Source organism: Paenibacillus sp. GCM10027626, from assembly GCF_042676285.1.
Taxonomy (GTDB): domain Bacteria; phylum Bacillota; class Bacilli; order Paenibacillales; family Paenibacillaceae; genus Paenibacillus_Z.
In genome coordinates, this window is the sequence record NZ_JBHTHC010000001.1 from 598541 (window position 1) to 622773 (window position 24233).

Below are 24233 nucleotides of genomic sequence, written 5' to 3' on the forward strand. Positions count from 1 at the left end.
TGGGGTGAAAAGCGAAAAAAGGTTATACATGGCAAGTTACGGCCTGGCATTGATTCTCGCTGTGTTTGCGGAGGTAATGTGGCTGGGCGATCCGCTGCGCTGGGGACATTATTATTGGATTGACCAGCTGGAATGGCTGTCAAAGCTGCTTGCGCTCGTACCGCTTATATGGGCTGCAGCAGCTGTCTGCGGCTATTTTCTGGACCGGAAGGCAAGCAGACTGCATAAATTGCTGCGGCTGCTTATTGTCATCGGCAGCGCAGGTACAATAGCGTCGCTGCTGCGCAATATGGAGCAGGTGGAACAGGTTGCAGGCTGGGCGCTCTCTTCTTTGGCGCTGACAATAGCAGCGCTGTTCATCATTGAGCGGCGAATGCACCGTACCGGCAGAAGAAGTATCATACTTTTCACTGCGCTTGTCCTAGTATCAGCGCTGTTATTTTGGCCTACGCCATATGCCGTCACTTCACCAGGCTTTACTTTAAATATGAACCGCTATGCTCAGGTAGAAGGCGGGCAAGCTAAAGGCTCAATAGAAGGCGTGCTTATCATTGACCGGCCGGCCTTCCCGATCGATTGGCTTTATGCGGCCCTTTGGCCGCAGCTCGAAATCTACAAGCGGGACACGTCCGTATCGCTTGGCCAAATCCAGCAGATCGCTCATATTCAGCGGGCAGACGCGAACCAAATCAGCAGCGCGATCGCTTTGCAGCAGGCCGGTATCGGCCGCGGCGTTATGCCTACTGGCATTCACGTGCTGCGCATCGTTTCCGGTAGTCACGCTGAAGGCAAATTGCAGGCGGGAGACCGGATAATAGCTGTTAACGGTCAGACGACCGCTTCGGTTGAACAATTATATGATGTGATGGGCGGCATAGAGCCTGGCTCCAACACAATAGTGACGCTGGTCCGGAATAAGGATGAGATCGAGGTGGAGATTGAAACGCAAGCTGCGGCAGACGATGCCAATCGTTCCGCTTTTGGCATTGAGGTTGAAAACAGCGTTCAGGCGGATTTGCCCAGACTCGTGCAGTACCGCCCCTATCTGGTCTATCAAGGGGGACCTTCGCACGGCGCTATTTTAGCGTTAACGCTGCTTGACCAGCTGCTGCCAGAGGGCGTCACTTATGGCAATGAGGTTGCGGGGACCGGGACACTTAATGCAGCGGGCGACGTGGGGCCGATAGGCGGAATTGCGCAGAAGGCCTACGCGGTTGAGCGTTCCGGCGCGGATGTATTTTTTGTTCCGTCCGGTCAAGAAGAGGAAGCGCGGAAGTGGGCAAAGAAATTAAACATTGTCCCTGTTCAGCATTTGCAGGACATGCTGGATTGGCTGAAGCAGCATCCGAAATAAAGGCTGGAAGATAAGCAAAGACCCGCTGGTTAAGCGGGCCTTTACGGGAGGTACAGTGATTTAGAGGAAACCGCCGAAGCAGGTACAAAGGATAATTACCAACAAAATAAAAAGCACAAGGACTTGAGCCATGTTGCGGCGGGGACGAAACTCTTCGCGGACTTCAGACATTTTTGTATGCACCTCCTTTGTTTTGGTACAAGATAAGTTATTCGCTACTGTTGATGTGTGATTGTGTGTTTGTTGCAGAGATCTTTAATCTGTGTCAGTAACCTTAGTAGATTGTTGGCGATGATCTTAACAAGGATGAAAATCCTTGACTTTTTTGCTGGTATGATGCTAACTTAAATAAAGCAAGAAAATCAGTTGTATTTTACGTATTTTCAAAAAACAATTATATAAGGATCTTCGGGGTAGGGTGCAAATCCCAACCGGCGGTGACCTTTTCAAGTTGAAAAGTAAGCCCGCGACTCCCTTGCCGTTATTTGACAGGGGACTGATTTGGTGCAAATCCAAAGCCGACGGTAAAGTCCGGATGGTAGAAGATCAGCAATAAGCATATTGGCGCTTTTTGGAGCGTTCGATAGGTTTATTTGAGTGGTGCATCTTTGCAGCCGTTTGATCGGCTCATTTTAAGTGCCACGATGAGAGACATCCTGTTTGTTTTCATACTATGGATCGTTTCTTTGTGCTGAGCCCCTGTTTCGCAAAAATTTTGCGAGACGGGGCTTTATTTCTTCGTGCCCCCAATGGTTCTGCGAGGGGAGAATCATCATGCATAACACAAACGCATTACCCGCATTTTCGGCGCGCAAGCGTCTCATTCCGGCTTTTTGGCTCGTAGTAATCGGAGCGGCACTATGGGGTGTCGATCCATTGTTCCGCATTTTGCTGCTGAAGTCACTCACTTCAACACAAATTGTAATGCTGGAGCATGTCATCTTGTTTTTCATTGCCGCACCTGTATTATGGCGGAGACGAGCGGAGCTGAAGGGGATTCGCCTCGTTCATATCGGGGCCTTGCTCTTTCTGTCGTGGGGCGGCTCGGCCATTGCGACAATACTTTTTACACAAGGCTTAGCGAACGGTGACTTGAATGCTGTCTTATTGCTGCAAAAGCTACAGCCGCTAATCGCCATTATTCTAGCCCGCTATTTGTTGAAGGAGCAGTTGCCGCGCATGTTTGGGCTGCTGCTCGTCATTGCAATCGGCGGCACATATTTGCTGACCTTCGGCTGGACCATTCCATTCTCCGGTGTCGGCGACTTTGTCCAAATTGGCAGTCTATTGTCGATTGGCGCTGCCTTGCTTTGGGGCGGCTCGACTGTAATGGGACGCTTTATGCTTGGCAAGCTGTCTTATGAAACGGTTACTTCTTTGCGGTTTATTCTGGCACTGCCGCTGCTTTTCATCGTTACGATATCGGAAGGGGAGGGCTGGTCCTTTCCCGCCGTCATGCAGGATCAGGCGCTGGTCATTATAAATCTTCTTCTGCAGGCGCTGCTGCCAGGCTTGCTGAGCTTATTGCTGTATTATAAAGGCTTGAGCGCCGTCAAAGCCTCCTATGCTACGCTTGCCGAGCTGAGCTTCCCAATGGTCGGAGTTTTGATCAACTGGGTTGTGTTTCAGGAAGTTATTACATCTGCACAATTAATTGGCTTTATTATGATTTGGTCGACCTTGTTTATCATATCCCGGCAGCAATTGCCGTCTACTGCATAATTACGGAGAGAACGTGGACAATAAAAAAGATGGAGCAGATTCACTTCTGCCCCATCTTTTTATTTTGCCTAGGAATAAGGGAATTGAGAGGAATAGCCATTAAATTGCTGGTAAGTTTGATCCAGTTTCTGCTGCTCTTCGGCCTCGAGCTTATACCAGCCATTTTGAAACATCAGATTGTACAGGTCGCGTGCGCATTGATGGGTTTCGGTTAAAATTTGCATCATATCGTTATGAAGCTGCTCATGACTTGCTTCCTTTACGGCCATATTAAGACCGTCGGTAATATATTTGCATGTAGCCAGGCCATCGTTGACAAAGTCGCGATCGTTCATTTCCGGACCCTTCACTTTAGGCAACTGTCCACTTTGCGGGTTCGCAATTTGATTGTTTTGCATTCTGCTTTTCCTCCTTTGGATTAATGTACAGCCGGTTGATTTTGCGGCATTTTCGGCAAGCTTGCCATCGCCGCATTGTTATTGACCTGGAGATGGGTCAGCAGCTTCTGAAAGTGGCGCTGATGCATCTGACCTGCTTTGTTCAAAGCAGCTTTAATATTCGCATCAGTTGCCTGCTGCGCATAAAAGGCAAACTTTTTGAAGGCAAGCAGCTCCCAAGAAAGGGCGTCCTTTAAATATTCAAAATCTTTGGTCGAAATGGCGCGCGGGGGCATTGGGATTGGGGCAGTTGCTACAGTCTGATTCGTCATTGTTGTACTCATATTGTTCATGCAGACACACTCCTTTTTGTTCGTACTGTCCTCTGTAGTATCATGAACCAAAGAGTAATGAATATGCTTGCCATTATCATCAAGCAAAAAGGTCATCTTTCAGCAAATTTAAACTGAAAGATGACCTTTTATCATTATTATTCTACAGCGCTACTGGCTGACCGGTTTTAAGCGATGCGTAAGCGGCAATCGCTACTTGAGCCGATTTTAAACCATCCTCGCCTGTGACCGGCACTTGTTTGTCATTCAGAAGCGCATGAACAAAGTCGCGAATCATGTAGGCATCCATATCATCGCCCCAGTATGACCATATCGCTTTCCCGTTCTCCTCGCTGTACAGCTCATTTATTTGTCCCAAAGCGTCAACGGAAATGGTACCTTTTGTGCCGATAATTTCCATTGTTACGTCGCCCCAAGTCGGGAATGCTTTGTTGCGCGACCAGCTTGTATCAATAACAGCAAAGGCGCCGTTTGCGAATTTGACATGAACCATACCCGCATCGTCAACAGGCAATTGCTCGCTGAACAGTGTAGCGGCATAGCCGTAAACTTCTTTGACGTCCGATTTCAGAATCCAGTTGAGCAAATCCATCACGTGAACGGTATGGTCAAGCATCGCTCCTCCGCCGGAAAGCGCTGGATCAACAAACCAACCGCCAGGGTTGCCACCGTGATTTGTTCCTTTTACAGCGACAATTTCGCCAATTTCTCCGTTTTCGATCGCAGCTTTGGCCTGGGTTACCGCAGGCAAGTAGCGGCATGGGAAGGCAGTCATCAATTGCACGCCGTTTTGCTCGCAGGCTGCAATCATTTCCTTCATTTCTTCTACTGAGATGCCAAGCGGCTTTTCGCATAAAACATGTTTCTTCGCTTTTGCCGCTGCAATTGTCAGCTCGGCATGCTTCGCATTTTCTGAGCAGATGACAACTGCATCGATATCCTGCTTCAGCAGGTCATTATAATCCGCATAATAAGGAATTTGCTGTTTCTCACAAACTTCTTTGACGCGGTCAGCATTTTCATCAGCAATGCCGACAACTTTAACTTCAGAAATCTGATTTAGGCCATTCAGATAGCCAAACGCATGGCCATGCGCGAAGCTGATCATGCCTACTTTTAATGTTTGCATGGAAAGGATCCTCCTGCCAATGATTTAATATGTTAGAGCATTACGGCTTTGCCTGTACGAATCGATTCAACCGCCGCATTGGCAATTTCCAGCGCTTTGCATGCATCTTGAACAGTTATAAGCGGTTCGCTGTTGTTGCGGACACAAGAAACAAAATGCTCCAGCTCACGGTAAGTAGGACTCAAGTGTGTCGGGCTTTGCGGAATTTCGACGAATTGACGCGCTTCTGCTTCAGTTTGCTGTTTGCGGATTTGTAGTGAGCTTGATTTCAGACTATCCAGAGAAATAATGCCTTTCGAGCCGGCAATTTCAGCTTTGCTATGGAAGGAGCCCGGATATCCCCAGTATGACTCCAGATTGGCAACGGCGCCATTTTCAAAAATCAATGTCACCAGGGCGTAGTCCATATTGTCATCGCATTTGCCGAGGGCATATACCGATTTGACTTCACCGGCAATCCAGCGTGCATAATCGATATCGTGGATCATCAGGTCAACGATAACGCCGCCGCTTTTATCCATATCTTTAAACCATGCTTTTGTATCGCCAGGATGGCTGCCGGCACGTTTCGCATGAATAACGCCAACGTTTCCGATCAATCCTTCGCTGACTTGCTGTTTAGCCTGCGCATACTCCGGGAAGAAGCGCACTACATGGCCTACAAAAAGACGGACGTTGTTGGCTTCACAAATTTGCTGCATTTCTTCCGCGTCGGCTACTGTCAGGGCGATCGGCTTTTCGCATACGATATGCTTGCCGGCCTCTGCCAACTGCTTTACTACACCCTTATGCAAAAAACTTGGCACAGTTACACTGACCAAATCAGGATTAACTTGAGCGTTCATTTCTTCCAAGGAAGTAAATGCCCGAGTGCCGGCTCTCTCTGCCAATGCTTGCGCCATTTCCGGAACCATATCGCATACACCGACCAATTCAACTCCCGGCATCTCCGCGTAGCTGAGCGCATGGGCATGACCCATTCCGCCACAGCCGATAACTGCTACTTTCATCAGTGATTCGCTCCTCGTTTTAAGGTATACTGCTTATAGCGGAAAAAACTAAAGCAACCGCTAATAGTGCAGCTAGAGTAAATAAAAGCTCTCCCTGTCATAATAGCGTGTTAGTATTTAGATAGTAATAACGCGATTTGTCTATTTATTATCCAAATTTAAGCTGAATGAACAAAGGTGATTCCAATTGAAATCCTATCAGGAACCGATCCATTACCAAAATGAGCATTTATGTATGAAGGTCTGGCAATTTGAGAACAAAGAACTGAAAAATTCGCCCCATTATCTTTGGCATTATCATAAAGAAGTTGAGCTGATTGCCATCCAGACAGGCCAACTCACCATGCATACCCCGGACAATATTTATACATTGAATGAGGGCGATGTTGTGATGATCGGCTCATCGCAGCTTCATTTTAGCCATAAGGCTATCGATGAGTATCTCTCCTATATCGTGCTGCATGTCGATTTGCAGCCTTACTTTGATCCGGCCATGATGATGTATTATCGCCATTTCTCGGAGGCGGTCAGACCGCTGGAGGATATGAATTATATCTTTAATGAGCATGCTGAGGCCAAAACAGAAGTGTTCCGCATCATTGATCATATTCATACAGAGGTCATCCGGAAGAAGAAGGGTTATGAAATCGCCGCCAGCATGCATATTAAACATTTGCTGCTTACGCTGCTGCGTTACGATAGCCGCGAATTGCTGCAGCCCTTTGAATATGTAGATGCAGCAGTCATGCGCCCGATTTTAGAATATGTGGACCATCATTTAGCTGAAAAGGTCGAGATGGAAATTGCCAGCAAAATAGCAGGCATGAGTTATGCTTACTTTTCAAAGTTTTTCAAAAAATGCATCGGAATTTCCTTCACCGAGTACGTCAATCGTCAGCGTATCCGCAAAGCCGAACGGCTGCTAATGACGAATTCAGAGAGTATTGCAGATATAGCCGCTGCTGTAGGGATCGAAAATATGGCGCATTTTTATGAGCTGTTCAAGCGATTTAATTCATGTACTCCAAAAGAATATGCCAGGAAGCTCTCGGCACACTAAAAAACGCAAACAAACCTCCATCGTTCCGAATGTCCTTGGAACCGCATGGAGGTTTTCCGCATCCTAATGAAGCATGTTCATCTCGGCGATATGGTCTTTGGTTTCTTCTGTGCCCAGCTCATACAAAGTGTTGTAGATCTCTCTAAGATAATAATCAAATCCGTCGTTGGGTTCGTCATTATGATACGGGATGCCGGGAAGATGGGTTAGAATGTAAGCATCGCCATCAAAATCCATCATCCGTCTGAATAATGCATTCAGCCGGTTGAGTTCTTCTTGATTCGCCATAATCTCGAATTCGTAAGCAGCATCGCCTTGCTGGGCCATAATCGTTTTAGCTTGCACGGATACATAATATTTTTGACGATCCATTTATAAGTAGAGCCCCCTTATACGCGAAATAGTCCCCAAATCATCGCACCGGCGAAAACAAGGACAATGCCGACAATGTACACAAGGAATACGCGATTAGCCAAAATCGGATGTTTCACTGCTGTTGCAGACGGGTCGTCATCCATTTCGCGATTTTGCCTGCTTCCTATGCGCACAGACACACCAATAATAACAGCAATGGCTGCAATTGCTAGGACTACAATCCATACAGCATTCATGGAGAAAGTCTCCTTTACTCGGATATTTGTTTAAAATAGTGTTCAACTTGCTGCGGCAATTTATACACCCTCCTGTTTTATGGCGCTCGGTAAAAAATTTTTTTCTCAGTGATACAAATACAGGTTATTAACCGTTTTACACAATGAACAGGCAAAGAGGAGAGAAGGGAAGCGGAAGGAAAATGGAAGCATGTCTACAATTGTACGATCGTTATTTTGACGACGTTTACCGCTTTGTATTATTTCGGGTCGGTAACCGTTGGGACGCAGAGGATTTGGTAAGCGATATTTTTCGCAAGGTGATGGAATATGCGCATAAGCACGGGGCCATACCGGAGCATGAGCGCGCATGGCTGTTTGCGATAGCCAACAACCGGATTATCGACCATTACCGGCGAAGACCGGAGCAGGCATATGGCACCGATCCCGAGCAGGCAGGTTTCGAACAAATCCCCCAGATGTTCGAAGCAGCATCGGTACGAAACGACTGTTTGGAGGATGCGCTGCTCAAACTGAAACATGAGGAACGGCAAATGGTGCAGCTGAAGTATATGCTGGGCTTTGCCTATCAGGAAATGAGCCAGATTTTGCACAAAACCGAGGACTGGCTGCGCATTCGCGTGCATCGCATTCGCAAAAAGCTGGCCGGCGAAATTGAAGCTTGTATGGAGAAAGGCGTGTAACGGTATGGAAGACAACAATCTAAAGTGGGTGGAGGATTTGCAGCGGGTACACAATGAACTGCCAGTTGACCAGGCATTGAAGGAAAAGCTGAGAGGGCAGCTGCTCGCTGAAATACAGCCGCCAAGAAAAACGAAGAAGAACAGACTTCGTCTATGGGGAAGCATAACGGCTGTCGCAGCCACAGCAGCGATCATTCTGCTCGTCAATTTTGTCGCCGGCCCGACCGTGACGCATGTGAATGCAGCGGCGCTGCAGCTGCAGCTGCAATTCAACACCAGCAAAATGCTGGGCCACGATCCAAGCGCATCGGCGGCAATCGACGGCAGCGTCAGCTATTATGCCATTCCGGAGCAAGGGATCTACCGGCAGCAGGAGCTGTCCTATACCAGACTGGTAAACGGCAATACGACCGAACTGGCGCTGGCGCCAAGCGGCAAGCAATTGGCCTATATAATAGAAAATGAAATTTTTGTGCTTGATGTGGCTTCTTCCGAATCGCGCCTTGTCGCCGCGGCGCCAAAAGGGACTCCGCTCAGCTCGTTGTCGTGGGCGTCCGATGAAAGCAAAATCGCCTATACAAAATATGATGCAGCAACGAACATGGTGATGGAGGCCGACTTGCGGACGGGCGAGCAGCGCTTTTTGGCTAAAGGAATTGAGCCTAGCTATATATCAGACGGCAAGCAGTTGTTGTATGAGAAATATGGGACAATCGTTAAGCTCGATCTGGAGACGAAGGAGACAACCAATTGGGCTGAGGGCCGTGCGCCGCGCGTATCGCCCGATGGGCAGTATGTATTGTATGTGCGTACGAACGGCGACATGGCAATGGAAGATGTATGGATTGCCGATCTGGACCGGCAGTCCGAGCAGCAAGTCACTCATAACGAAGCGATCGATGCCTGGGAAAATGGAGAGTTGAAGGAAGGCAAGCAGCAGCCATACTTTCATGTCGGCAATATGACATGGAGCAGGGACGGGCAGCAAATCGGCATTTATCAAATTATAGAGACGAATGCAGTTTCCAGTCAATTCGTCCGCTATACGCTGTCGACAGAAGCGTTGGAGCCGGCAGATGTGGTAGGCAAGTCGATTGAAGCGCTTATTTATCGTGATGAGCGGTATGCCCATAGCTTTTTCAGCTATGACCCCGGATATTTGAAAGGAACGTCGCCGCGGCAGGTCGGTTATTCGATTGTCGATCAATCGCAGGACGAACAAGGACGCTGGATCATAACAGCTAATGTGGACTATGCGTATCAGTTCCCTTTCTATTCCGTGAGTACGATGCGTTTTGTAGTGACCAAGCACTTGCAGGGCGAGAAAGGAATGCAGCAGGAGCGCTATTTGATCGATGATATGCAAGGGATTGATAGCACTACCATTACGACCTGGGGCGATGACGAGATTGTACGAACAGAGAATGATCAGCTTGCTGAGCCGATCTTTAAGTTTGCCGATGTACCGCAAGACAAAGGATGGGTCAACGACAAATTCGAGCATATGGTATATCGGGAAGTCGACAAACAGCGGCAAATATGGTTTCTCGTTCAGCAGCATGAGGAAGGCAACGAGAATAGTAAACGGCATCGTCTGCTGCGCTACAATTGGGACGAAAAAACGTTCCAGCCGCTGGCAGAGTTCGCGCGAGATGGCGTGTCAGTTATGATGATCGTTAATGCGGCGGGCAATAAAGCAGCCATTACTATCGAACAGGAGGGCAAAGCTTCAGAAATTGCCATCGTCTCCTGGCAGGAGAAGGGAGCGGGGAAAAATCCAACCAGCTCCGTCGTATATCTCTCTGAGCTCCTGCAGACTGCGCCTTATGCAGATTTGAATACCCGGCTATGGAAAGAGGATTCGTTAAGCTTCTTTGTCGAGTGGGAAGACCGGGATGTATTTATGGAATATCATCAATAGAAAAAATAGAGCAAGGTGCGTGACTGCGCCTTTGCTCTATTTTTCATTTGTGCTGCTTCTCCAGATTGTCGATAAAATCTTTTGCATCCTTTAAGTTCAAATGAGTTGCTTCACGCAACTCTTTAATGGCCTTAATCTTTTTTTCTTCGGCAATTAATTGCAGCAATCTTGCTTGCAGCTCCGAATCCAGCTCGAGCGGTGCGCTGTTCGTGGGCAGATCCTGACGACGACGATATGGGTCAGCGCCGTTCTCACGGCTTTTGGAGCGGAGCAGCAGCAGAATGATGATGAGCAGTAAGGCAATGATGAGCAAATAGGCCGTTTCCATCGCTGTAACACTCCTTTGGTAATATGAAATTCAAGTATAACAAATTATGCATGCCCTTAAAAATGCTTCGAAAGTTGCGTTCTATACCAATACGTGTAGCATTCCTTAAACCCAAGCTTGTCATAAAGCCGCTGAGCGGCAGGATTGTTTTGTAGAACGGCCAAGTAGCTGTACGACGCCCCGTTTTCTTTTCCCCAGTGCAATAAATGGAGCAGCAGCTGCTCGCCGAAGCCTCGATTGCGCATTGCCTCATCCGTTACGATGTCATATATACCAATATAGCCGCGTTCAATGACACCAAGACCGACAGCGATGAGACGCTCTTGATCAAACAAGGTGATGAATCCCGTCTTAGTGCGATAATTGCTGAGCATTTGCGTCATTGTCTGTCTATATTGCGGAGCAATCCGATTGAGACGGCAAAAACGCTCAACCCATTCCGGCTGTACCGTTTCCACGATGGTCGCATTTGCCCCGCGCGGGCTTGCAATTCGCTCCAGACTGACTGTGCGAACGCTAGTTGGATCAATCTTTGCGTAGCCTTTAGCTGCCAGAAGCTCATCCAGCTCATTCGGCTGAATATAAGGTGTGATTTTGAAGGTCGCCGGCAACTGCTGCTCAGAATAGAGGCGCTCGCAAGCCACGATTTTATCCTCAACATTAAAGCTTCCTGCATAAAGCGCACTGACCGAGTTCGCTCTTTTCGTGTAGCCGTTCGCAAAGCGCAGTAGCCAGCCATCATATACTAATGTCGATAGTGCAGGCCAGTGATTTAATGAAAGCTCTTCTATATATTTGTGCATCCAGAACAGCTCCTTGAACGATAATTTTGCATCATTATACGATAAAGTGTATAAAAATGCAATTGAAAAAATACCTTGCATTATAAGGTATTATCGTTTATAAGTATTGTATGGAGGTGGGACGTTTTGGAAATCAACAAAGAAGTGCTGAAGGGCCATATTGATACGCTTATTCTTTCATTACTGCAAAACAAAGATATGTACGGCTACGAGATCGCCAAATATGTGCGCGAAAAAAGTGAGAATCAGTTTGAATTGAAAGAAGGCACACTCTATTTATCATTAAAAAGGCTCGAACAAAATCAATGGATTGAATCCTATTGGGGAGATGAGCAGGGGGCAGGGGGAAGAAGAAAATATTACAAGCTTACTTCAACAGGAGAAGTTGAATTTAAGGTCAAACGCTCAGAATGGCATTTTGTAAAAAAGATAATAGATTCCTTTTTAGATGGAGGAGAAGAATAATGAAACGAATCGATGATTTTATCAATTCGGTCTATGTTAATGTACAGGATCGCGATGAAGCGAATGATTTGAAGGCGGAGATGCGTTCGCATTTGCTGGAATCAGTGCAGGAGCTGAAGGGCAAAGGCTTATCGGAGCGGGAAGCGGTATCGTTAGCTATAGAACGTTTTGGCAATGAGCATATGTTGAGAAAAAAGGTCGTAGAGCATTTTCAAGCATCCAGCATTTTTGCAGTCAATTTATTGCGTGTTGCCATTGTGTTTGGGGTAGCGGCGCTGCTTATTTTTGGTTATATTACTTATGATGAAAATCGAGTTCATTACGAGCGGGAAAGGGTTGGGCAAGAGGTACTAGCTATACTAACAGGAGGTCAGGAAATAAGCGAAGCGAGCAAAGAGGATATTGCGAAAATCGCGCAATCGTTCCCTCGTATAAAAAGACTGCATATTTCCCCCATTTCGGCCAATGAAGCTGGGAGTGAAGGGTTTACCTACAATCATCCCAAACCATTCAAAAAGATATTGTATATGAACGCAACAGAGGGTATAAGTGCTGAAAATGGAACTTGGAGAGTGGATGTTAGCTATGAAAGTAATCAAACTGCTTGGGTAAATTTATTGCTGGCTTCTCTAGTCATCTATTGGGTGCTATTTGCTGTCTGGGGGATTATTCAAGCCTACCGGCAGCGCAGATTAAATGCTGGCTGGGTCGTTGCCTTCGGGCTATTCAACGCACCTGCATATCTCGTATACCGAACCTCATTAAGGTGGCTCTCACCTGAAGCGGCGGCATAGAGAAAAAGGGGGGATTTCCCCCTTAATCTTGATTTGCTATAATGTCGATAATAAAATGGAGGAATGAATTTTATAAAAAAGTTAGGATGATCTGCTGATGAAAATTTTGTTAGTGGAAGATGATAAAACGATCGCATCCGGTCTGGAATATTCGCTGCAGCAAGATCACTTTTCTACCGTTCTTTGCCATGATGTCGCATCTGCAAAAAAGGTGCTCGCTGAAGACATAGATCAATTTGCTTTATGCTTGTTTGATTTATCGCTTCCGGATGGAAACGGTTATGAATTGTGCAAAATGGCGAAAGAGCGCAAAGATATTCCGGTCATCTTTTTAACGGTGATTGACGATGAGGTCAATGTCGTGATGGGGCTTGACATGGGAGCCGATGATTATATTACAAAGCCTTTTCGTATACGCGAGCTTCTCTCGCGGATTAAGTCCGTCCTGCGAAGATACCATAAGCCGACTCAGGCCAAAGCGATCATTGACATTGACAGTGTCCGCATTAATACGCTGGAAGGAAAAGTGTATAAAAACGACGCTGAAATTCTATTGACTGCTTTAGAGTATCGCTTATTGCTGATCTTCGGCAATCATATTGGACAGGTTCTCACAAGAAATCAGCTTTTAGAGCAGATTTGGGATGTGGCTGGCGACTTCGTGAACGATAATACGTTAACGGTTTATATCAAGAGGCTAAGGGAAAAGCTGGAGGATGACCCGCAACATCCGACAATGATCAAAACGGTACGCGGTTTAGGATATAAGGTCGGTGATTAGATGCTGCGCAATCGAGAGATTCAAATTTTATTGTTAATCATGGGTTCGATCAGCTTGACTGTGACCGTTGCCGCTGCTTTTATTTCGTCTGTTGCTGCGACGCTCGTTTTCATCATGTCTATTTTACTCATTGGAAGTAGTTTGTTGTTCACGAGATGGAGATACCGCGAACTCGAAAAGCTGTCCGTCTATTTGCGCGAAATTAGCAGCGGCAATTATTCCCTTGACGTACGCGATAATCAAGAAGGCGAGCTTAGCATTTTAAAAAATGATATTTATAAAGTGACCCTCATGCTGTCAGAGCAGCGATCGCTTCTGCAGCAAGACAAAACTAAACTGACGGATGCCATTTCCGATATCTCTCATCAGCTCAAAACGCCGCTTACCTCCATGACGGTGATGGCGGATTTGTTAAGCAATCCTGACCTGCCTTCAGCCAAAAGAACGGAGTTCACTCGCAACATTCGTATCCAGCTTGAACGAATCGATTGGCTTGTTTCGTCATTATTGAAGCTATCAAAAATCGACGCAAAGACAATCCAATTCAAAAAAGATCGAATATCTGTGAAAAAGCTTGTAAAAAAGGCATTAGAGCCGGTGTTGATCCCGATGGATATTAAGGAGCAAACGGTTTCCATCGAGGGCGATGACAACATCTCTTTTGTCGGCGATTTCAATTGGACTACGGAAGCGGTCATCAATATTTTGAAAAACGGTGTAGAGCACACGCATGAAGGCGGAGCAATCGCTATTTCTTTTTCAGAAAACGCACTATTTACGGAAATTGTCATTGCCGACAACGGAAAAGGCATTCCAAAAGAAGATTTGCCTTATATTTTTAAACGGTTTTATAAAGGAAAGAATGCCAGCGAAGGGAGTATCGGCATTGGTCTTGCGATGGCTTACAGCATTGTTGCCAGCCAAAACGGAGTGATCGATGTGTCGAGCGATAGAGAGCAGGGTACACAGTTTCGGATTAAGTTCTACAAACAAGTGATTTAACCATAAGTGACTAAATTGTCACCTTCAACGTCACCAGAAAGTCATTTTAGACAGATAAAATAATATCCATCAGCAAAGCTATGGAGGTTTTACAATGGAAATTTTAAAAATAGAACGTCTGTCTAAAATATATGGGAAAGGCGAATCGGCAGTAAGAGCGCTGGATAATGTTTCTTTTTCGGTTCGAAAAGGGGAATTCATCGCAATCATTGGCCCGTCCGGGTCAGGTAAATCAACGCTTCTGCATATGCTGGGCGGCGTTGATCGTCCTACTGCCGGTAAAGTTTTCATTGAGGGCACGGACATGTATGAGCTTAAAGAAACACAGCTGGCGATATTTCGTCGCAGGCAAATCGGACTGATATACCAGTTTTTCAATCTGATTCCTGTCCTGACGGTAGAAGAGAATATTACGCTGCCGCTCTTGCTGGATAAACAAAAGGTAGATAAGAAGCAGTTAGATGGTCTTGTGAAGACTTTGAATTTGCAGCAGCGGCTGAACCATCTGCCGAACCAACTGTCAGGCGGGCAGCAGCAGCGGGTTTCGATCGGAAGAGCGATCATAAGCAATCCTGCGATTATATTGGCGGACGAACCGACCGGAAATCTGGACAGCAATAATAGCAGTGAAATTATCGAGTTATTGAAAATGCTGAATAAAACCTATCATCAGACACTGATCGTCATCACACATGACGAGCGAATCGCGCTGCAGGCTGACAGGGTCATTGCGATTGAAGACGGCAGGATATCCAAAGACGAGGTGACTCGTCCATGAATATTGTCAACAAGCTGACCATCAGACATTTGCGGCAAAATAAGAAGCGAACGCTTGTCACGATTATAGGCGTCATCATTTCGGTTGCCATGGTGACCGCTGTTGCTACGCTTGTTTTTTCCTTTTCGGATCTAATGATCAGACAATCCATCGCGGATACAGGGGAGTGGCATGTCCAATATCAAGACGTAAACAAAGAACAGCTTGCGGCGATACATGACGATGACGCAACCAAAACCGTTACGATTACAAGAGATTTTGGCTTTGCCCCATTACAAGGGGGACAAAATACAAACAAGCCATATTTGTTCATCAAGGAGTTTGATGCACAAGGTTTCGCGCAATTTCCGGTTGAATTGAGCAAGGGGCGTCTTCCGCAAACAGACAAGGAGGTCGTTATTTCTGAAGCCGTGGCAACGAACGCCAAAGTGAAATACGAAATCGGCGACCGTCTAACCCTAAGCGTCGGCGAACGATTCGAGGACGGGGGCAATCATCCGCTGGGTCAAACCGAACCGCTGCGTAGGGAAGACGGCAAATTGACCGAAACGTTGCGGCATATAAAGACAAAGGATTATACGGTGGTAGGCTTCATCAAGCGTCCCGTATGGGAACCGGCTTGGGCCCCGGGGTATACGGTCATTGGCTATGTCGATGAAAACATCATCGGGGCAAACGATCGCGTCGATGCGGCGGTTGTCCTGCAAAAAGTCAATCGTTCCTTGTTCGCTCATGCGGAAAAGCTGGCAAAGAACAATAATATCAATATCGAAACGGTTCAATATAATCACGGTTTGCTTCGTTATTACGGCGTATCCAAAAGCGATACCTCGTACAGCATGATGTATTCATTATCGGCGATCCTTATGGCAGTCATTATGATCGGCTCGGTTTCACTCATCTATAATGCTTTTGCGATATCCGTCTCGGAACGTTCCCGCCATTTAGGGATGCTTGCGAGCGTGGGGGCTACGAAAAGGCAGAAGAGAAATTCAGTGCTTTTTGAAGGAGGCGTCATTGGCTTGATCAGCATTCCCGTTGGAATCCTATGCGGTCTTGCCGGGATTGGGATCACCTTTTGGTTCATGAACGCGATGATTGAAGGGGCATTATGGACCAGTGAAAAGCTGACGCTCGTCGTCACGCCGTTATCGCTCTTGATCGCCTGTGTTGTGTCGATGCTGACGATTTTCGTTTCGACGTATCTCCCGGCGATCAAGGCATCCAAGGTATCTGCTATGGACGCGATTCGCCAAACTACCGACGTAAAGCTTACGGCCAAAGCCGTGAAAACGTCAAAGTTCATTCGCAAGCTCTTCGGGATCGAAGCGGAAATCGGGCTGAAAAACTTAAAAAGGAACAAACGGAGATATCATGCCATCGTATTTTCGCTTGTCATCAGCATCGTTTTGTTTTTGACGGTATCGTTTTTTACGGCTGGCATGACACAATCCCTGGAGCTGTCGCGGGAAGGCGTCAATTACGATATTGAAGTGTCGTACAGCGATGGAAAAGGAATAGATGAAGGGTTGATGCGATCGATTGTATCCCTGGATGGTGTCACGGAATACAATGTGATTCACGAGTTATATAAGAGCGCTTGGGTTGATGCAGCGATCATCGCCGATGAATTGCAAGAGAAGGCTAAGAAGGATATGAGTTTACTGCAAGACGGAAAATATCCGTACGATATTAAGATTCATGCATTAAACGATTCGAGTTTGCAAGCCTATGCCAGAGCGGTCGGCGCAGACTATGAACAGCTTGCGGATCCGGATCATCCCGCCGCGATCGTGATGGATACGATCCATTACAAAGATATGGGTACGGGGAAATATGTCCAAACGAAGGCCATTTATACGAATGTCGGTCAAAGTTTCGAGCTAACGAATATCTATAAAGAGACCGGGGAAGAAACGAAGGTAAACAAAGTGACCGCTGCCGCGCTGACGGATCAAGCTCCTATGGGGATGAACCCGGCAGGAGTAGGCGGGCTAAATATCATCGTTTCGGAACGCGTCATGAATCGACTGGCAGACGACGAGGATTTAGTTAACGTTCAGACGTACCTCCATTTGAAAAGCACGGAACCGATGAAAACGCAGCAGGAAATCGAAGAGATGCAAGAGACCAATCTGCAAGCCTACAATTTATATCAATCCAGAAAAAGCGAAGAACAACAGATTCTATTGATGTCCGTCTTTTCTTATGGTTTTATCGTATTAATCTCTGCGATTTCCATTGCGAACATTTTTAATACGATCTCGACAGGCGTGTCCCTTCGAAAACGAGAATTTGCGATGCTGAAATCCGTCGGCATGACGCCAAAAGGCTTTGCGAAAATGATGAACTATGAAAGCATTTTTTATGGGGTCAAGTCGCTGTTGTTCGGGCTTCCCGTCAGCTTCGTCGTGATGTATCTGATCTATAGGGCATTTTCGAACAAATTCAGCTACGGGTTCACCCTTCCATGGATGAGTATTCTTTCGGTCATTGCCGCCGTATTTGTCATCGTCGGTTCTGCCATGTTATATTCCAGCGCGAAAGTTAAAAAGGAAAACATTATTGATGCGTTAAAGCAGGAGAGTATTTAAATTAAGCGGCAGTTCCTTCACCGAGGAACTGCCGTTTTCGTTAACTGAAACAAGTACAGATCATAAGTATATTTCCGTCCGGATCCTTAAACGTGAAGTTTGCAAGATCGTTGCTTTCCGATTGGTCAATTTCTTTTATTTACAAGTACATAAGGGCGTGCTAATATCTTAATAACCTAGTACATTAGTGGGAATATGTAACGGAGGAGGATTAGTGTGGGGAAAATTGCAAAAAACTTAACAGAGCTCATTGGCAACACTCCACTTCTAGAGTTATCAAGTTTTAACAAGGAAGAAGAAGTAGTTGGACGAATTATTGCCAAGTTGGAATACTTCAATCCTGCAGGAAGTGTAAAAGACAGGATAGGCTATGCTATGATCAGAGATGCTGAGGATCGTGGCTTAATCAACAAGGATTCGGTAATTATCGAACCTACAAGCGGGAATACCGGAGTTGGTCTAGCTTTTGCAGCAGCGGCCCTTGGATATAAATTGATCATTACGATGCCTGAATCATTTAGTGTGGAACGCAGGAAAATTCTAAAGGCGTTAGGAGCACAACTAGTTCTTACCCCCACCCAGGATGGTATGTCTGGCGCGATAAGACAAGCGGAAGAACTTGCGAGTCAGATTCCAAACTCCTTTATTCCACAGCAATTTGAAAATCCTGCTAATCCGGAAATCCATAAGAAAACTACTGCAGAAGAAATTTGGAAAGATACCGATGGAGAGGTTGATATTTTCATTGGTGGCGTCGGAACGGGAGGAACTATTTCTGGAGTCGGCGAAGTGTTAAAAAGCAGAAAGCCGCACGTGAAAATCGTTGCTGTGGAGCCTTCTAATTCGCCAGTACTCTCAGGAGGACAAAAAGGGGCACATGTTATTCAAGGGATCGGCGCTGGCTTTGTACCGGATAATTTTAAGCGAGATGTTGTTGATGAAATCATAACAGTGAAGAACGAAGATGCTATAGAGACGGCGCGGAAACTGGCAAAATCGGAAGGATTACTTGTGGGGATTTCATCAGGTGCTGCAGCCTTCGCAGCTTATGAAGTCGCCAAACGGCTTGAAAATAGAGGAAAGAACATTGTCGTCTTATTACCGGATACCGGTGAACGTTATATCTCGACCGTGCTATTCCCGGAAGGATAGAATCGACTAGACCCTGTGCGCTTGCATAGAGGTCTATTCTTATTTGCAGCTAGAATTTTTGTGTATCTTTTGTTGCCTTCTCACTCACAATACAGTTACAATAAATGACAACCTTTATGACAGGAGAGCGAACGATTAATGCGAGTCAAACGAATTGTAACCAATATTGCGACAGCTGATATTGCCGCTGCCAAGCGCTTTTATTGCGATGTGCTCGGACTTGAGGTCGTAATGGACCATGGATGGATCGCTACTTACGGGGCGCAAGAAATGATGAACGTCCAAATCAGCTTTGCTTCCGAAGGAGGATCACAGACAGCCGTCCCTGATCTGTCGATTGAGGTAGATGACGTTGAAGAGGCACTGGAACGCATGCAAAAAGCCGGTTTCCCGATCGAGTACGGTCCTGCTGACGAGCCTTGGGGCGTACGACGCTTTTATGTCCGAGATCCGTTTGGCAAGCTGATCAATATTGTTGCACATAGGTAGCACTTTTCCAATTTAGCATAAACATGCTATGATAGATATGATTTTGAGCTGAGAAAGGTGAGATGAGTCGAGATGAGTTTAATAATCGAAATGGCAAGCATTGAGGATGCAGAGAGCATTCTTGCCCTGCAGAAATTGGCTTATCGGAGTGAAGCCGAGCTTTATAATGATTTCGAGATCGAGCCGCTTGTGCAGTCCTTAGAGGGGATTCGGCAGCAGTTCGGGGATCATGTTTTTTTAAAAGCGTTGGAGGACGGGATCATCATCGGATCTGTAAGGGGAAAGCTAGTTGAAGGGATCTGCCACATTGGCAAGCTGATTGTTCATCCTGATTATCAGAATAGAGGAATCGGCAAACAATTGATGCGTGAGCTGGAGTCGTATTTTAATGCTGCTAGGCGGTATGATTTATTTACAGGGCACAGAAGTGAGAAAAACCTGCAGCTGTATATGAAGCAGGGGTATACACCATTCAAGACGACTGTTATCGATGACAACTTGAGCTTGGTTTATTTGTATAAGACGAATGGTAACAGCCACCTATAAATGCCTTCATTCTTAACCGCCTTATTATGAGGCGGTTTTTTCTCTCACAATAAAGCGAAAAGGAATGATAACGATGGGCAACGTACAGGATGAAATGCTAAGTGAATCTGCTAGAATCAATTACGGGAAATACAGTGTACCGCCAACATTGCAAAGCTTGCTAAAGGTCGCACAGGAAGTCGCTGACTCTGAAGCATTCTACAGTGCGTTCAATATGTACGTCTCACTAAATGATTTTCGATATTTTAATACGCCATGTGATGTGGTCGTTTTTGGCACTAATGGCGTGGATGGTATTCATTTCGGGTTTCTCACAGACTACGGTCGGGTATTTGATCTGGAAGAGGCGCCGATCGTTTGTGTGTCTCCGATGGATTTTGACCGGCCAGTGCGGCTAGTTGCCGACAATATTCGCGCGTTTCTGGCGATGCAGCCGGAAGATGGCGGCTTGACTATTAATGTTTTTCAGAATGAGGAGCATTATTTGACGGCAAAACGCGAATGGGAGGAGGAGCAAAGCCGTTCGCCATACCAGCCGACAGAAGCCGAGCAGCGGCAGACAGAGGCAATACGGCGGCAGATCGCAGAGCAAATCGCACTTCCGCCTATTGCGCATCCTTATCAATATATACAAAAGGTGAATCGATCAAGAGAACAGCAGATCACCGTTCACTCTCAGGATGGGATTGGCGTACTTGAACCGCTGCTGGAGCATGAAAAACAACAAGTAAGCCTGATGCATATCCATAAGGATGTTGATCTCAACTTGGAGCAATTACAAGCCTATTTGGCTTTAGCTCCGCGCGCGGCGCAATTGGCCTTGTTTCGCGATATTCAGATTCATCATATTTTGAGCAGATCGGGGGAGCTGCAGGCTATCGTGATTAATCAGCTCCAAGCACTTGGATTGAACGATGAGGCGGACCGGATCGCGTATTCATAAATTAAAGCAGCCGGCGGTGATTGCAATTGAAAATTAAACATAAAATGCTGCTTCTACTTTTATGCTGTACTATATTACCACTGGCGATTAGTGTATTTATCTCCTATGATTCCATCAATAATCGTCTGCGCAGCGAGCTAATTGCCCAGTATAAAGCGCAGGCGGAGCGGCTTAATCAGTCGTTTGAGCTGTCTTTACACAGCATGGACAACAATATTTTGAGCATCTATCAGACAGCGGAGATGTACAATTTTGTCACGCAGGAGCAAAACGCGGGAGAAGAATCGATTGCGCAGCAGCGGCGGGTCGAAAATTTACTTAAAATTTTAACGCATTCGCTTAATGATTTCAGCAATGTCTACTTATATTTGGACGATAGCCGGCAAATGTTCAAGGTGAATGCCAAATATTTGGATGTTCGTCAGCAAAAGCTGCCTGCCAGCGAAAATCCGGGATGGCTGAAAGAAGCTATGCTGCACAATGGCAATCTAGCCGTCGTTCGCAATCATGTCGAGGCCGGGCGTTCTGAGGGAGCGGCGCCAGAACAGCCGTTATTGTTTGTTGGCAGGTCTATTCCCGATGTTATTGCCAAGCGGCAAGCGGGCGTGATTGGGATCGATCTGGGCAAAAGCTATTTTCAAAATATGCTCGGCAATGATTTTATTATCGAAAATACCGAAATCCGCGATTCAGATGGCACGGTCATCTTCTCGACGCTCAACAAGCAGCACCAACAGTCCGAGCAGATAGAAATAATTAGCGGCATTAATGATTATGGCTGGATGGTAGCAACCTATCTCTCCAAGGAGACGCTGCAGCAAATTGCCTGGGATGCCGTGAAGCCAACTGTACTGTGGGGTGCTGTATTTTTGCTCGCCGGGATTATGCTTTGGTCGATGCTGTCGCGGCAAATTACACTGCCAATCTATAGACTTGTCAAGCGGATGCGCAAGGTCGGGCAAGGCGACTTCAGCACCGCTCATTGGGATCAGGCTGCAGAACGCAAGGATGAAATCGGCTTTATGGAGGAGCAGTTCCGCTCAATGGTGGAGCGGATCGAGGCGCTGATCAAGCGGGAGTATGAGCTGAAGATGAGTGAATCAGTGGCGCAGATGCGCGCTTTGCAATCGCAGGTGAATCCGCATTTTTTGTATAATACGCTTACTTCCATCTATTCGGAGGCGCTCGAGACAGGGGCTGACAACGTGTGTAAAATGGTGAAATCGCTGTCTGCGATGTTTCGCTATACGACCGATCACTCCGCGGATATTGTTCCGCTATCAGCAGAGATCGAGCATATTCGCAACTATTTGGCGATTCAGAAATACCGGTTTGAACACCGGCTTGAGTTTCAACTGAATATTCCGCAGCATTTGCTGGACATGCCCATCTTGAAGCTCTGTTTGCAGCCAGTAGTGGAAAATGCGATTATTCACGGCGTTTCCCGCAAAGGGCAGGGAGCAGTGCTTGTAACAGCCCGGGAGGAATACGGCGTTTGCTATATTGATGTCACGGACACGACCGGAATGCTGGACAATGAAGCAGCCGCTAAATTGAATTGCCGGATCAGAGAGCGCGGCTCACTGGGCACTAGTGTCGGACTGGCCAATGTCCACCGACGGGTGCAATATTTGTTTCCCGGCTCCGACGGGATTAACATTCATATCGAGCAGGGCAATACGACGGTAACGATTAGCTGGAAGGCAGGGATGCAGCATGAAAGTGCTAATGATTGAAGATGAGCCAAAGGTAAGGAGGGCATTGAAGCGGCTGCTGCTCGAAATCGAGCCGGGCATTGCTTCCTTTCAGGAAGCAGAGACAGGACTGGAAGGGCTGGAGTTGATTGAAAAAGAACGGCCGGATGTCCTTTTGCTGGATATGATCATGCCGGAGATGAACGGCGATGAGCTGCTACAGCTCCTGCGAAAGCGTAAAATCGAGATCCCTGTCATTGTCGTTAGTGGTCATCATGATTTCGCCTTTGTCAAACAAGCATTAGCAAGCGAAGCGGTGGATTATATCCTCAAGCCATTTGACCGGGATGATGTCCAAGCTGCTTGGAATAAGGCGATGGAACGACTGGATAAAGCGCAAATGCAGCAACAGACCGAGCAATTGTGGCAGGAGATGACGAGAGAAAAGTCACAGCAGCAACGAAGCGCTGCAATCAGTCAGCTGTATGCCGGACGCAAGCTTACAATAGAGGAGGCCGCGCTGCTTCCTGCCTTTGTGCAGAACAGGCCTTGTACGGTGCATGTATTGGTTATTAGAAACTACGAGCATGTGCTTACAAACCGTTTTCACAATGATCAAGCTCTGCTTGCCTATGCGATTCATAAAACGATTGCCGAGCAGGCAGAATTATCCGAGCACAGCATGAAGCTGCTCAGCGGCTCTTCCAGCCGCTATGAATGGTGTTATTGGCTGCTCACGCCGGCACAACCAGCATCCGGGAGCCATAGCGGGCTGCAGCGCTTGATCGACACGCTGCGGCAGGTGTTGAAACTGGAATGCTTCATCTTGTCCACTGCTGCCGAAGATCATCTTGCCGCTGGTTTTGCCAACTCGATCGCAACGCTTGAAGATGCCATCTTCAAGCTCGACTTGTCGGCAGGATTTGCCAATACGGAATTGCGGTTGCAACTGCAGCAAGAGCAGCACCCACCGGCAGCAGCAGAGCTGCAGGAGCTAATATCGGCTTTTGGCATCAAGGCAGAACACCTCGTTAAGCACAGGCTTAGCTTCCGTATTGAGCATGAGGTAGAGGAATTGTGCTTGGCTGCGGCAAAATCACATCACTTGTCTGTCACCTTATTGTATCAGGCGTGGTCTGTGCTCCAAGCACGGCTGCTTGCGCATCAAGCAAGCGCCATTAGGACAATAGAAGCGTTTGCTGTCCGGATTGCTTTTGATGAATCGAAGGGGAGGATGCTCTTATGTGAAACTCTGCAGCAGCTGATCGCTGAAGAAGCGGCCGGAGCCGTGGCAGTGTCTGGCAATCGAGCGCTCGCTGTGAAGGACTATATCGAGCTTTGCTATGCGGAGGACATGTCGCTTGCAGATTTGGCTGATCGTTTTTTTATCAGCAAAGAATATTTGGCTACCCAGTTCAAACGGCAATTCGGCATGACCGTCCTGCAATACATTCAAAGCACAAGACTGGCAAAGGCGCGCAGCATGCTGGAAGACAAGTCGCTTGCATTATCCGTTTCGGCGATTGCCGCCGCAGTAGGCTATGATCATTTCAGCTATTTTGACAAGCTGTTCAAACGCACTTATGGCATGACACCATCCCAATATCGACTTGCAGCCGCTAATAATTAATATTGTGCTAATCG

The 24233-nt window shown here is 46.8% G+C and carries 25 protein-coding genes and 1 riboswitch; of the genes, 17 read left to right on the forward strand and 8 right to left on the reverse strand.

Features of this window, described 5'->3' with window-relative positions:
• The first annotated feature begins 4 nt into the window (after positions 1-4).
• The gene (locus ACFQ0N_RS02865) at positions 5-1354 is read left to right on the forward strand and encodes a S16 family serine protease (protein WP_379322829.1); all 1350 of its coding nucleotides are present in this window, start codon (positions 5-7) and stop codon (positions 1352-1354) included.
• A gap of 400 nt (positions 1355-1754) precedes the next feature.
• Positions 1755-1905: riboswitch (FMN riboswitch) on the forward strand.
• Positions 1906-2128: 223 nt separating this feature from the next.
• A complete protein-coding gene (locus ACFQ0N_RS02870; protein WP_379322830.1) occupies positions 2129-3076 on the forward strand; it encodes a DMT family transporter in 948 nt (315 codons plus the stop codon).
• A gap of 68 nt (positions 3077-3144) precedes the next feature.
• Here ACFQ0N_RS02870 and ACFQ0N_RS02875 read toward each other — a convergent pair whose 3' ends face one another.
• From ACFQ0N_RS02875 to ACFQ0N_RS02890, 4 genes are all read right to left on the reverse strand, one after another.
• On the reverse strand, positions 3145-3474 hold the full coding sequence (locus ACFQ0N_RS02875; RefSeq protein WP_379322831.1) for a spore coat protein: 330 nt from the start codon (positions 3472-3474) through the stop codon (positions 3145-3147).
• Between the two features lie 20 nt (positions 3475-3494).
• Positions 3495-3797, reverse strand: a complete 303-nt coding sequence (locus tag ACFQ0N_RS02880; protein WP_379322994.1) for a ferritin-like domain-containing protein — start codon at positions 3795-3797, stop codon at positions 3495-3497.
• Between the two features lie 151 nt (positions 3798-3948).
• A complete protein-coding gene (locus tag ACFQ0N_RS02885; RefSeq protein ID WP_379322832.1) occupies positions 3949-4935 on the reverse strand; it encodes a Gfo/Idh/MocA family protein in 987 nt (328 codons plus the stop codon).
• A 32-nt stretch (positions 4936-4967) separates the two neighbouring features.
• Entirely contained in the window at positions 4968-5945 is a 978-nt protein-coding gene (locus ACFQ0N_RS02890) for a Gfo/Idh/MocA family protein (RefSeq protein ID WP_379322833.1), read from the reverse strand.
• 187 nt (positions 5946-6132) lie between these two features.
• Between ACFQ0N_RS02890 and ACFQ0N_RS02895 the strand changes: the two genes are divergently transcribed.
• Entirely contained in the window at positions 6133-7005 is an 873-nt protein-coding gene (locus ACFQ0N_RS02895; protein WP_379322834.1) for a helix-turn-helix domain-containing protein, read from the forward strand.
• 63 nt (positions 7006-7068) lie between these two features.
• Here ACFQ0N_RS02895 and ACFQ0N_RS02900 read toward each other — a convergent pair whose 3' ends face one another.
• Positions 7069-7377, reverse strand: a complete 309-nt coding sequence (locus ACFQ0N_RS02900) for a hypothetical protein (RefSeq protein WP_379322835.1) — start codon at positions 7375-7377, stop codon at positions 7069-7071.
• 17 nt (positions 7378-7394) lie between these two features.
• The gene (locus ACFQ0N_RS02905) at positions 7395-7616 is read right to left on the reverse strand and encodes a hypothetical protein (protein ID WP_379322836.1); all 222 of its coding nucleotides are present in this window, start codon (positions 7614-7616) and stop codon (positions 7395-7397) included.
• A gap of 182 nt (positions 7617-7798) precedes the next feature.
• On the opposite strand from ACFQ0N_RS02905, the gene ACFQ0N_RS02910 reads away from it, so the two are divergent.
• Positions 7799-8299 (forward strand): RNA polymerase sigma factor, encoded by a 501-nt coding sequence (locus ACFQ0N_RS02910; RefSeq protein WP_379322837.1) that lies wholly within the window; start codon positions 7799-7801, stop codon positions 8297-8299.
• A gap of 4 nt (positions 8300-8303) precedes the next feature.
• On the forward strand, positions 8304-10220 hold the full coding sequence (locus ACFQ0N_RS02915) for a hypothetical protein (RefSeq protein ID WP_379322838.1): 1917 nt from the start codon (positions 8304-8306) through the stop codon (positions 10218-10220).
• A 43-nt stretch (positions 10221-10263) separates the two neighbouring features.
• Here the strand turns inward: ACFQ0N_RS02915 and ACFQ0N_RS02920 are convergent, their stop codons facing one another.
• Both ACFQ0N_RS02920 and ACFQ0N_RS02925 read right to left on the reverse strand, forming a co-directional pair.
• Entirely contained in the window at positions 10264-10548 is a 285-nt protein-coding gene (locus ACFQ0N_RS02920) for a ribosomal protein L7/L12 (protein WP_379322839.1), read from the reverse strand.
• Positions 10549-10604: 56 nt separating this feature from the next.
• Positions 10605-11351, reverse strand: coding sequence for a GNAT family N-acetyltransferase (locus ACFQ0N_RS02925; RefSeq protein WP_379322840.1), 747 nt, complete (start codon positions 11349-11351; stop codon positions 10605-10607).
• A 126-nt stretch (positions 11352-11477) separates the two neighbouring features.
• Here ACFQ0N_RS02925 and ACFQ0N_RS02930 point away from each other — a divergent pair, with 126 nt between their 5' ends.
• The 12 genes from ACFQ0N_RS02930 (at position 11478) to ACFQ0N_RS02985 (ending at position 24219) form a co-directional block, all read left to right on the forward strand.
• Positions 11478-11816 carry a PadR family transcriptional regulator gene (locus ACFQ0N_RS02930; protein ID WP_379322841.1) on the forward strand — a complete coding sequence of 113 codons (339 nt, stop codon included), beginning with the start codon at positions 11478-11480 and terminating at the stop codon, positions 11814-11816.
• Positions 11816-12610 carry a permease prefix domain 1-containing protein gene (locus ACFQ0N_RS02935; RefSeq protein WP_379322842.1) on the forward strand — a complete coding sequence of 265 codons (795 nt, stop codon included), beginning with the start codon at positions 11816-11818 and terminating at the stop codon, positions 12608-12610. The genes ACFQ0N_RS02930 and ACFQ0N_RS02935 overlap by 1 nt, the downstream gene beginning before the upstream one ends.
• Before the next feature lie 97 nt (positions 12611-12707).
• Positions 12708-13391 carry a response regulator transcription factor gene (locus tag ACFQ0N_RS02940; RefSeq protein WP_379322843.1) on the forward strand — a complete coding sequence of 228 codons (684 nt, stop codon included), beginning with the start codon at positions 12708-12710 and terminating at the stop codon, positions 13389-13391.
• Complete coding sequence (locus ACFQ0N_RS02945; RefSeq protein WP_379322844.1) at positions 13392-14393, forward strand: sensor histidine kinase; 1002 nt, start codon at positions 13392-13394, stop codon at positions 14391-14393.
• A 94-nt stretch (positions 14394-14487) separates the two neighbouring features.
• On the forward strand, positions 14488-15171 hold the full coding sequence (locus ACFQ0N_RS02950; RefSeq protein WP_379322845.1) for an ABC transporter ATP-binding protein: 684 nt from the start codon (positions 14488-14490) through the stop codon (positions 15169-15171).
• Entirely contained in the window at positions 15168-17765 is a 2598-nt protein-coding gene (locus tag ACFQ0N_RS02955; RefSeq protein WP_379322846.1) for an ABC transporter permease, read from the forward strand. The genes ACFQ0N_RS02950 and ACFQ0N_RS02955 overlap by 4 nt, the downstream gene beginning before the upstream one ends.
• A 216-nt stretch (positions 17766-17981) precedes the next feature.
• Positions 17982-18917, forward strand: a complete 936-nt coding sequence (gene cysK / locus ACFQ0N_RS02960; protein ID WP_379322847.1) for a cysteine synthase A — start codon at positions 17982-17984, stop codon at positions 18915-18917.
• Between the two features lie 138 nt (positions 18918-19055).
• Positions 19056-19406 (forward strand): VOC family protein, encoded by a 351-nt coding sequence (locus tag ACFQ0N_RS02965; protein WP_379322848.1) that lies wholly within the window; start codon positions 19056-19058, stop codon positions 19404-19406.
• Between the two features lie 72 nt (positions 19407-19478).
• Positions 19479-19952: a GNAT family N-acetyltransferase gene (locus ACFQ0N_RS02970; RefSeq protein WP_379322849.1), complete on the forward strand. Its 474-nt coding sequence runs from the start codon at positions 19479-19481 to the stop codon at positions 19950-19952.
• Between the two features lie 73 nt (positions 19953-20025).
• Positions 20026-20895, forward strand: a complete 870-nt coding sequence (locus tag ACFQ0N_RS02975) for a hypothetical protein (protein ID WP_379322850.1) — start codon at positions 20026-20028, stop codon at positions 20893-20895.
• A 26-nt stretch (positions 20896-20921) separates the two neighbouring features.
• Positions 20922-22631, forward strand: a complete 1710-nt coding sequence (locus ACFQ0N_RS02980; protein WP_379322851.1) for a cache domain-containing sensor histidine kinase — start codon at positions 20922-20924, stop codon at positions 22629-22631.
• Positions 22612-24219 carry a response regulator gene (locus ACFQ0N_RS02985; protein ID WP_379322852.1) on the forward strand — a complete coding sequence of 536 codons (1608 nt, stop codon included), beginning with the start codon at positions 22612-22614 and terminating at the stop codon, positions 24217-24219. Before ACFQ0N_RS02980 ends, ACFQ0N_RS02985 begins: the two co-directional genes overlap by 20 nt.
• The last annotated feature ends 14 nt before the right edge of the window (positions 24220-24233 follow it).

Coding starts and splice junctions, on each gene's coding strand:
- ACFQ0N_RS02870 (WP_379322830.1), top strand. CDS start 2,129: ATGCATAACACAAACGCATTACCCGCATTTTCGGCGCGCAAGCGTCTC.
- ACFQ0N_RS02875 (WP_379322831.1), bottom strand. CDS start 3,474: ATGCAAAACAATCAAATTGCGAACCCGCAAAGTGGACAGTTGCCTAAA.
- ACFQ0N_RS02880 (WP_379322994.1), bottom strand. CDS start 3,797: ATGAGTACAACAATGACGAATCAGACTGTAGCAACTGCCCCAATCCCA.
- ACFQ0N_RS02885 (WP_379322832.1), bottom strand. CDS start 4,935: ATGCAAACATTAAAAGTAGGCATGATCAGCTTCGCGCATGGCCATGCG.
- ACFQ0N_RS02890 (WP_379322833.1), bottom strand. CDS start 5,945: ATGAAAGTAGCAGTTATCGGCTGTGGCGGAATGGGTCATGCCCATGCG.
- ACFQ0N_RS02900 (WP_379322835.1), bottom strand. CDS start 7,377: ATGGATCGTCAAAAATATTATGTATCCGTGCAAGCTAAAACGATTATG.
- ACFQ0N_RS02905 (WP_379322836.1), bottom strand. CDS start 7,616: ATGAATGCTGTATGGATTGTAGTCCTAGCAATTGCAGCCATTGCTGTT.
- ACFQ0N_RS02910 (WP_379322837.1), top strand. CDS start 7,799: ATGGAAGCATGTCTACAATTGTACGATCGTTATTTTGACGACGTTTAC.
- ACFQ0N_RS02915 (WP_379322838.1), top strand. CDS start 8,304: ATGGAAGACAACAATCTAAAGTGGGTGGAGGATTTGCAGCGGGTACAC.
- ACFQ0N_RS02920 (WP_379322839.1), bottom strand. CDS start 10,548: ATGGAAACGGCCTATTTGCTCATCATTGCCTTACTGCTCATCATCATT.
- ACFQ0N_RS02925 (WP_379322840.1), bottom strand. CDS start 11,351: ATGCACAAATATATAGAAGAGCTTTCATTAAATCACTGGCCTGCACTA.
- ACFQ0N_RS02935 (WP_379322842.1), top strand. CDS start 11,816: ATGAAACGAATCGATGATTTTATCAATTCGGTCTATGTTAATGTACAG.
- ACFQ0N_RS02940 (WP_379322843.1), top strand. CDS start 12,708: ATGAAAATTTTGTTAGTGGAAGATGATAAAACGATCGCATCCGGTCTG.
- ACFQ0N_RS02945 (WP_379322844.1), top strand. CDS start 13,392: ATGCTGCGCAATCGAGAGATTCAAATTTTATTGTTAATCATGGGTTCG.
- ACFQ0N_RS02950 (WP_379322845.1), top strand. CDS start 14,488: ATGGAAATTTTAAAAATAGAACGTCTGTCTAAAATATATGGGAAAGGC.
- ACFQ0N_RS02955 (WP_379322846.1), top strand. CDS start 15,168: ATGAATATTGTCAACAAGCTGACCATCAGACATTTGCGGCAAAATAAG.
- ACFQ0N_RS02965 (WP_379322848.1), top strand. CDS start 19,056: ATGCGAGTCAAACGAATTGTAACCAATATTGCGACAGCTGATATTGCC.
- ACFQ0N_RS02970 (WP_379322849.1), top strand. CDS start 19,479: ATGAGTTTAATAATCGAAATGGCAAGCATTGAGGATGCAGAGAGCATT.
- ACFQ0N_RS02975 (WP_379322850.1), top strand. CDS start 20,026: ATGGGCAACGTACAGGATGAAATGCTAAGTGAATCTGCTAGAATCAAT.
- ACFQ0N_RS02985 (WP_379322852.1), top strand. CDS start 22,612: ATGAAAGTGCTAATGATTGAAGATGAGCCAAAGGTAAGGAGGGCATTG.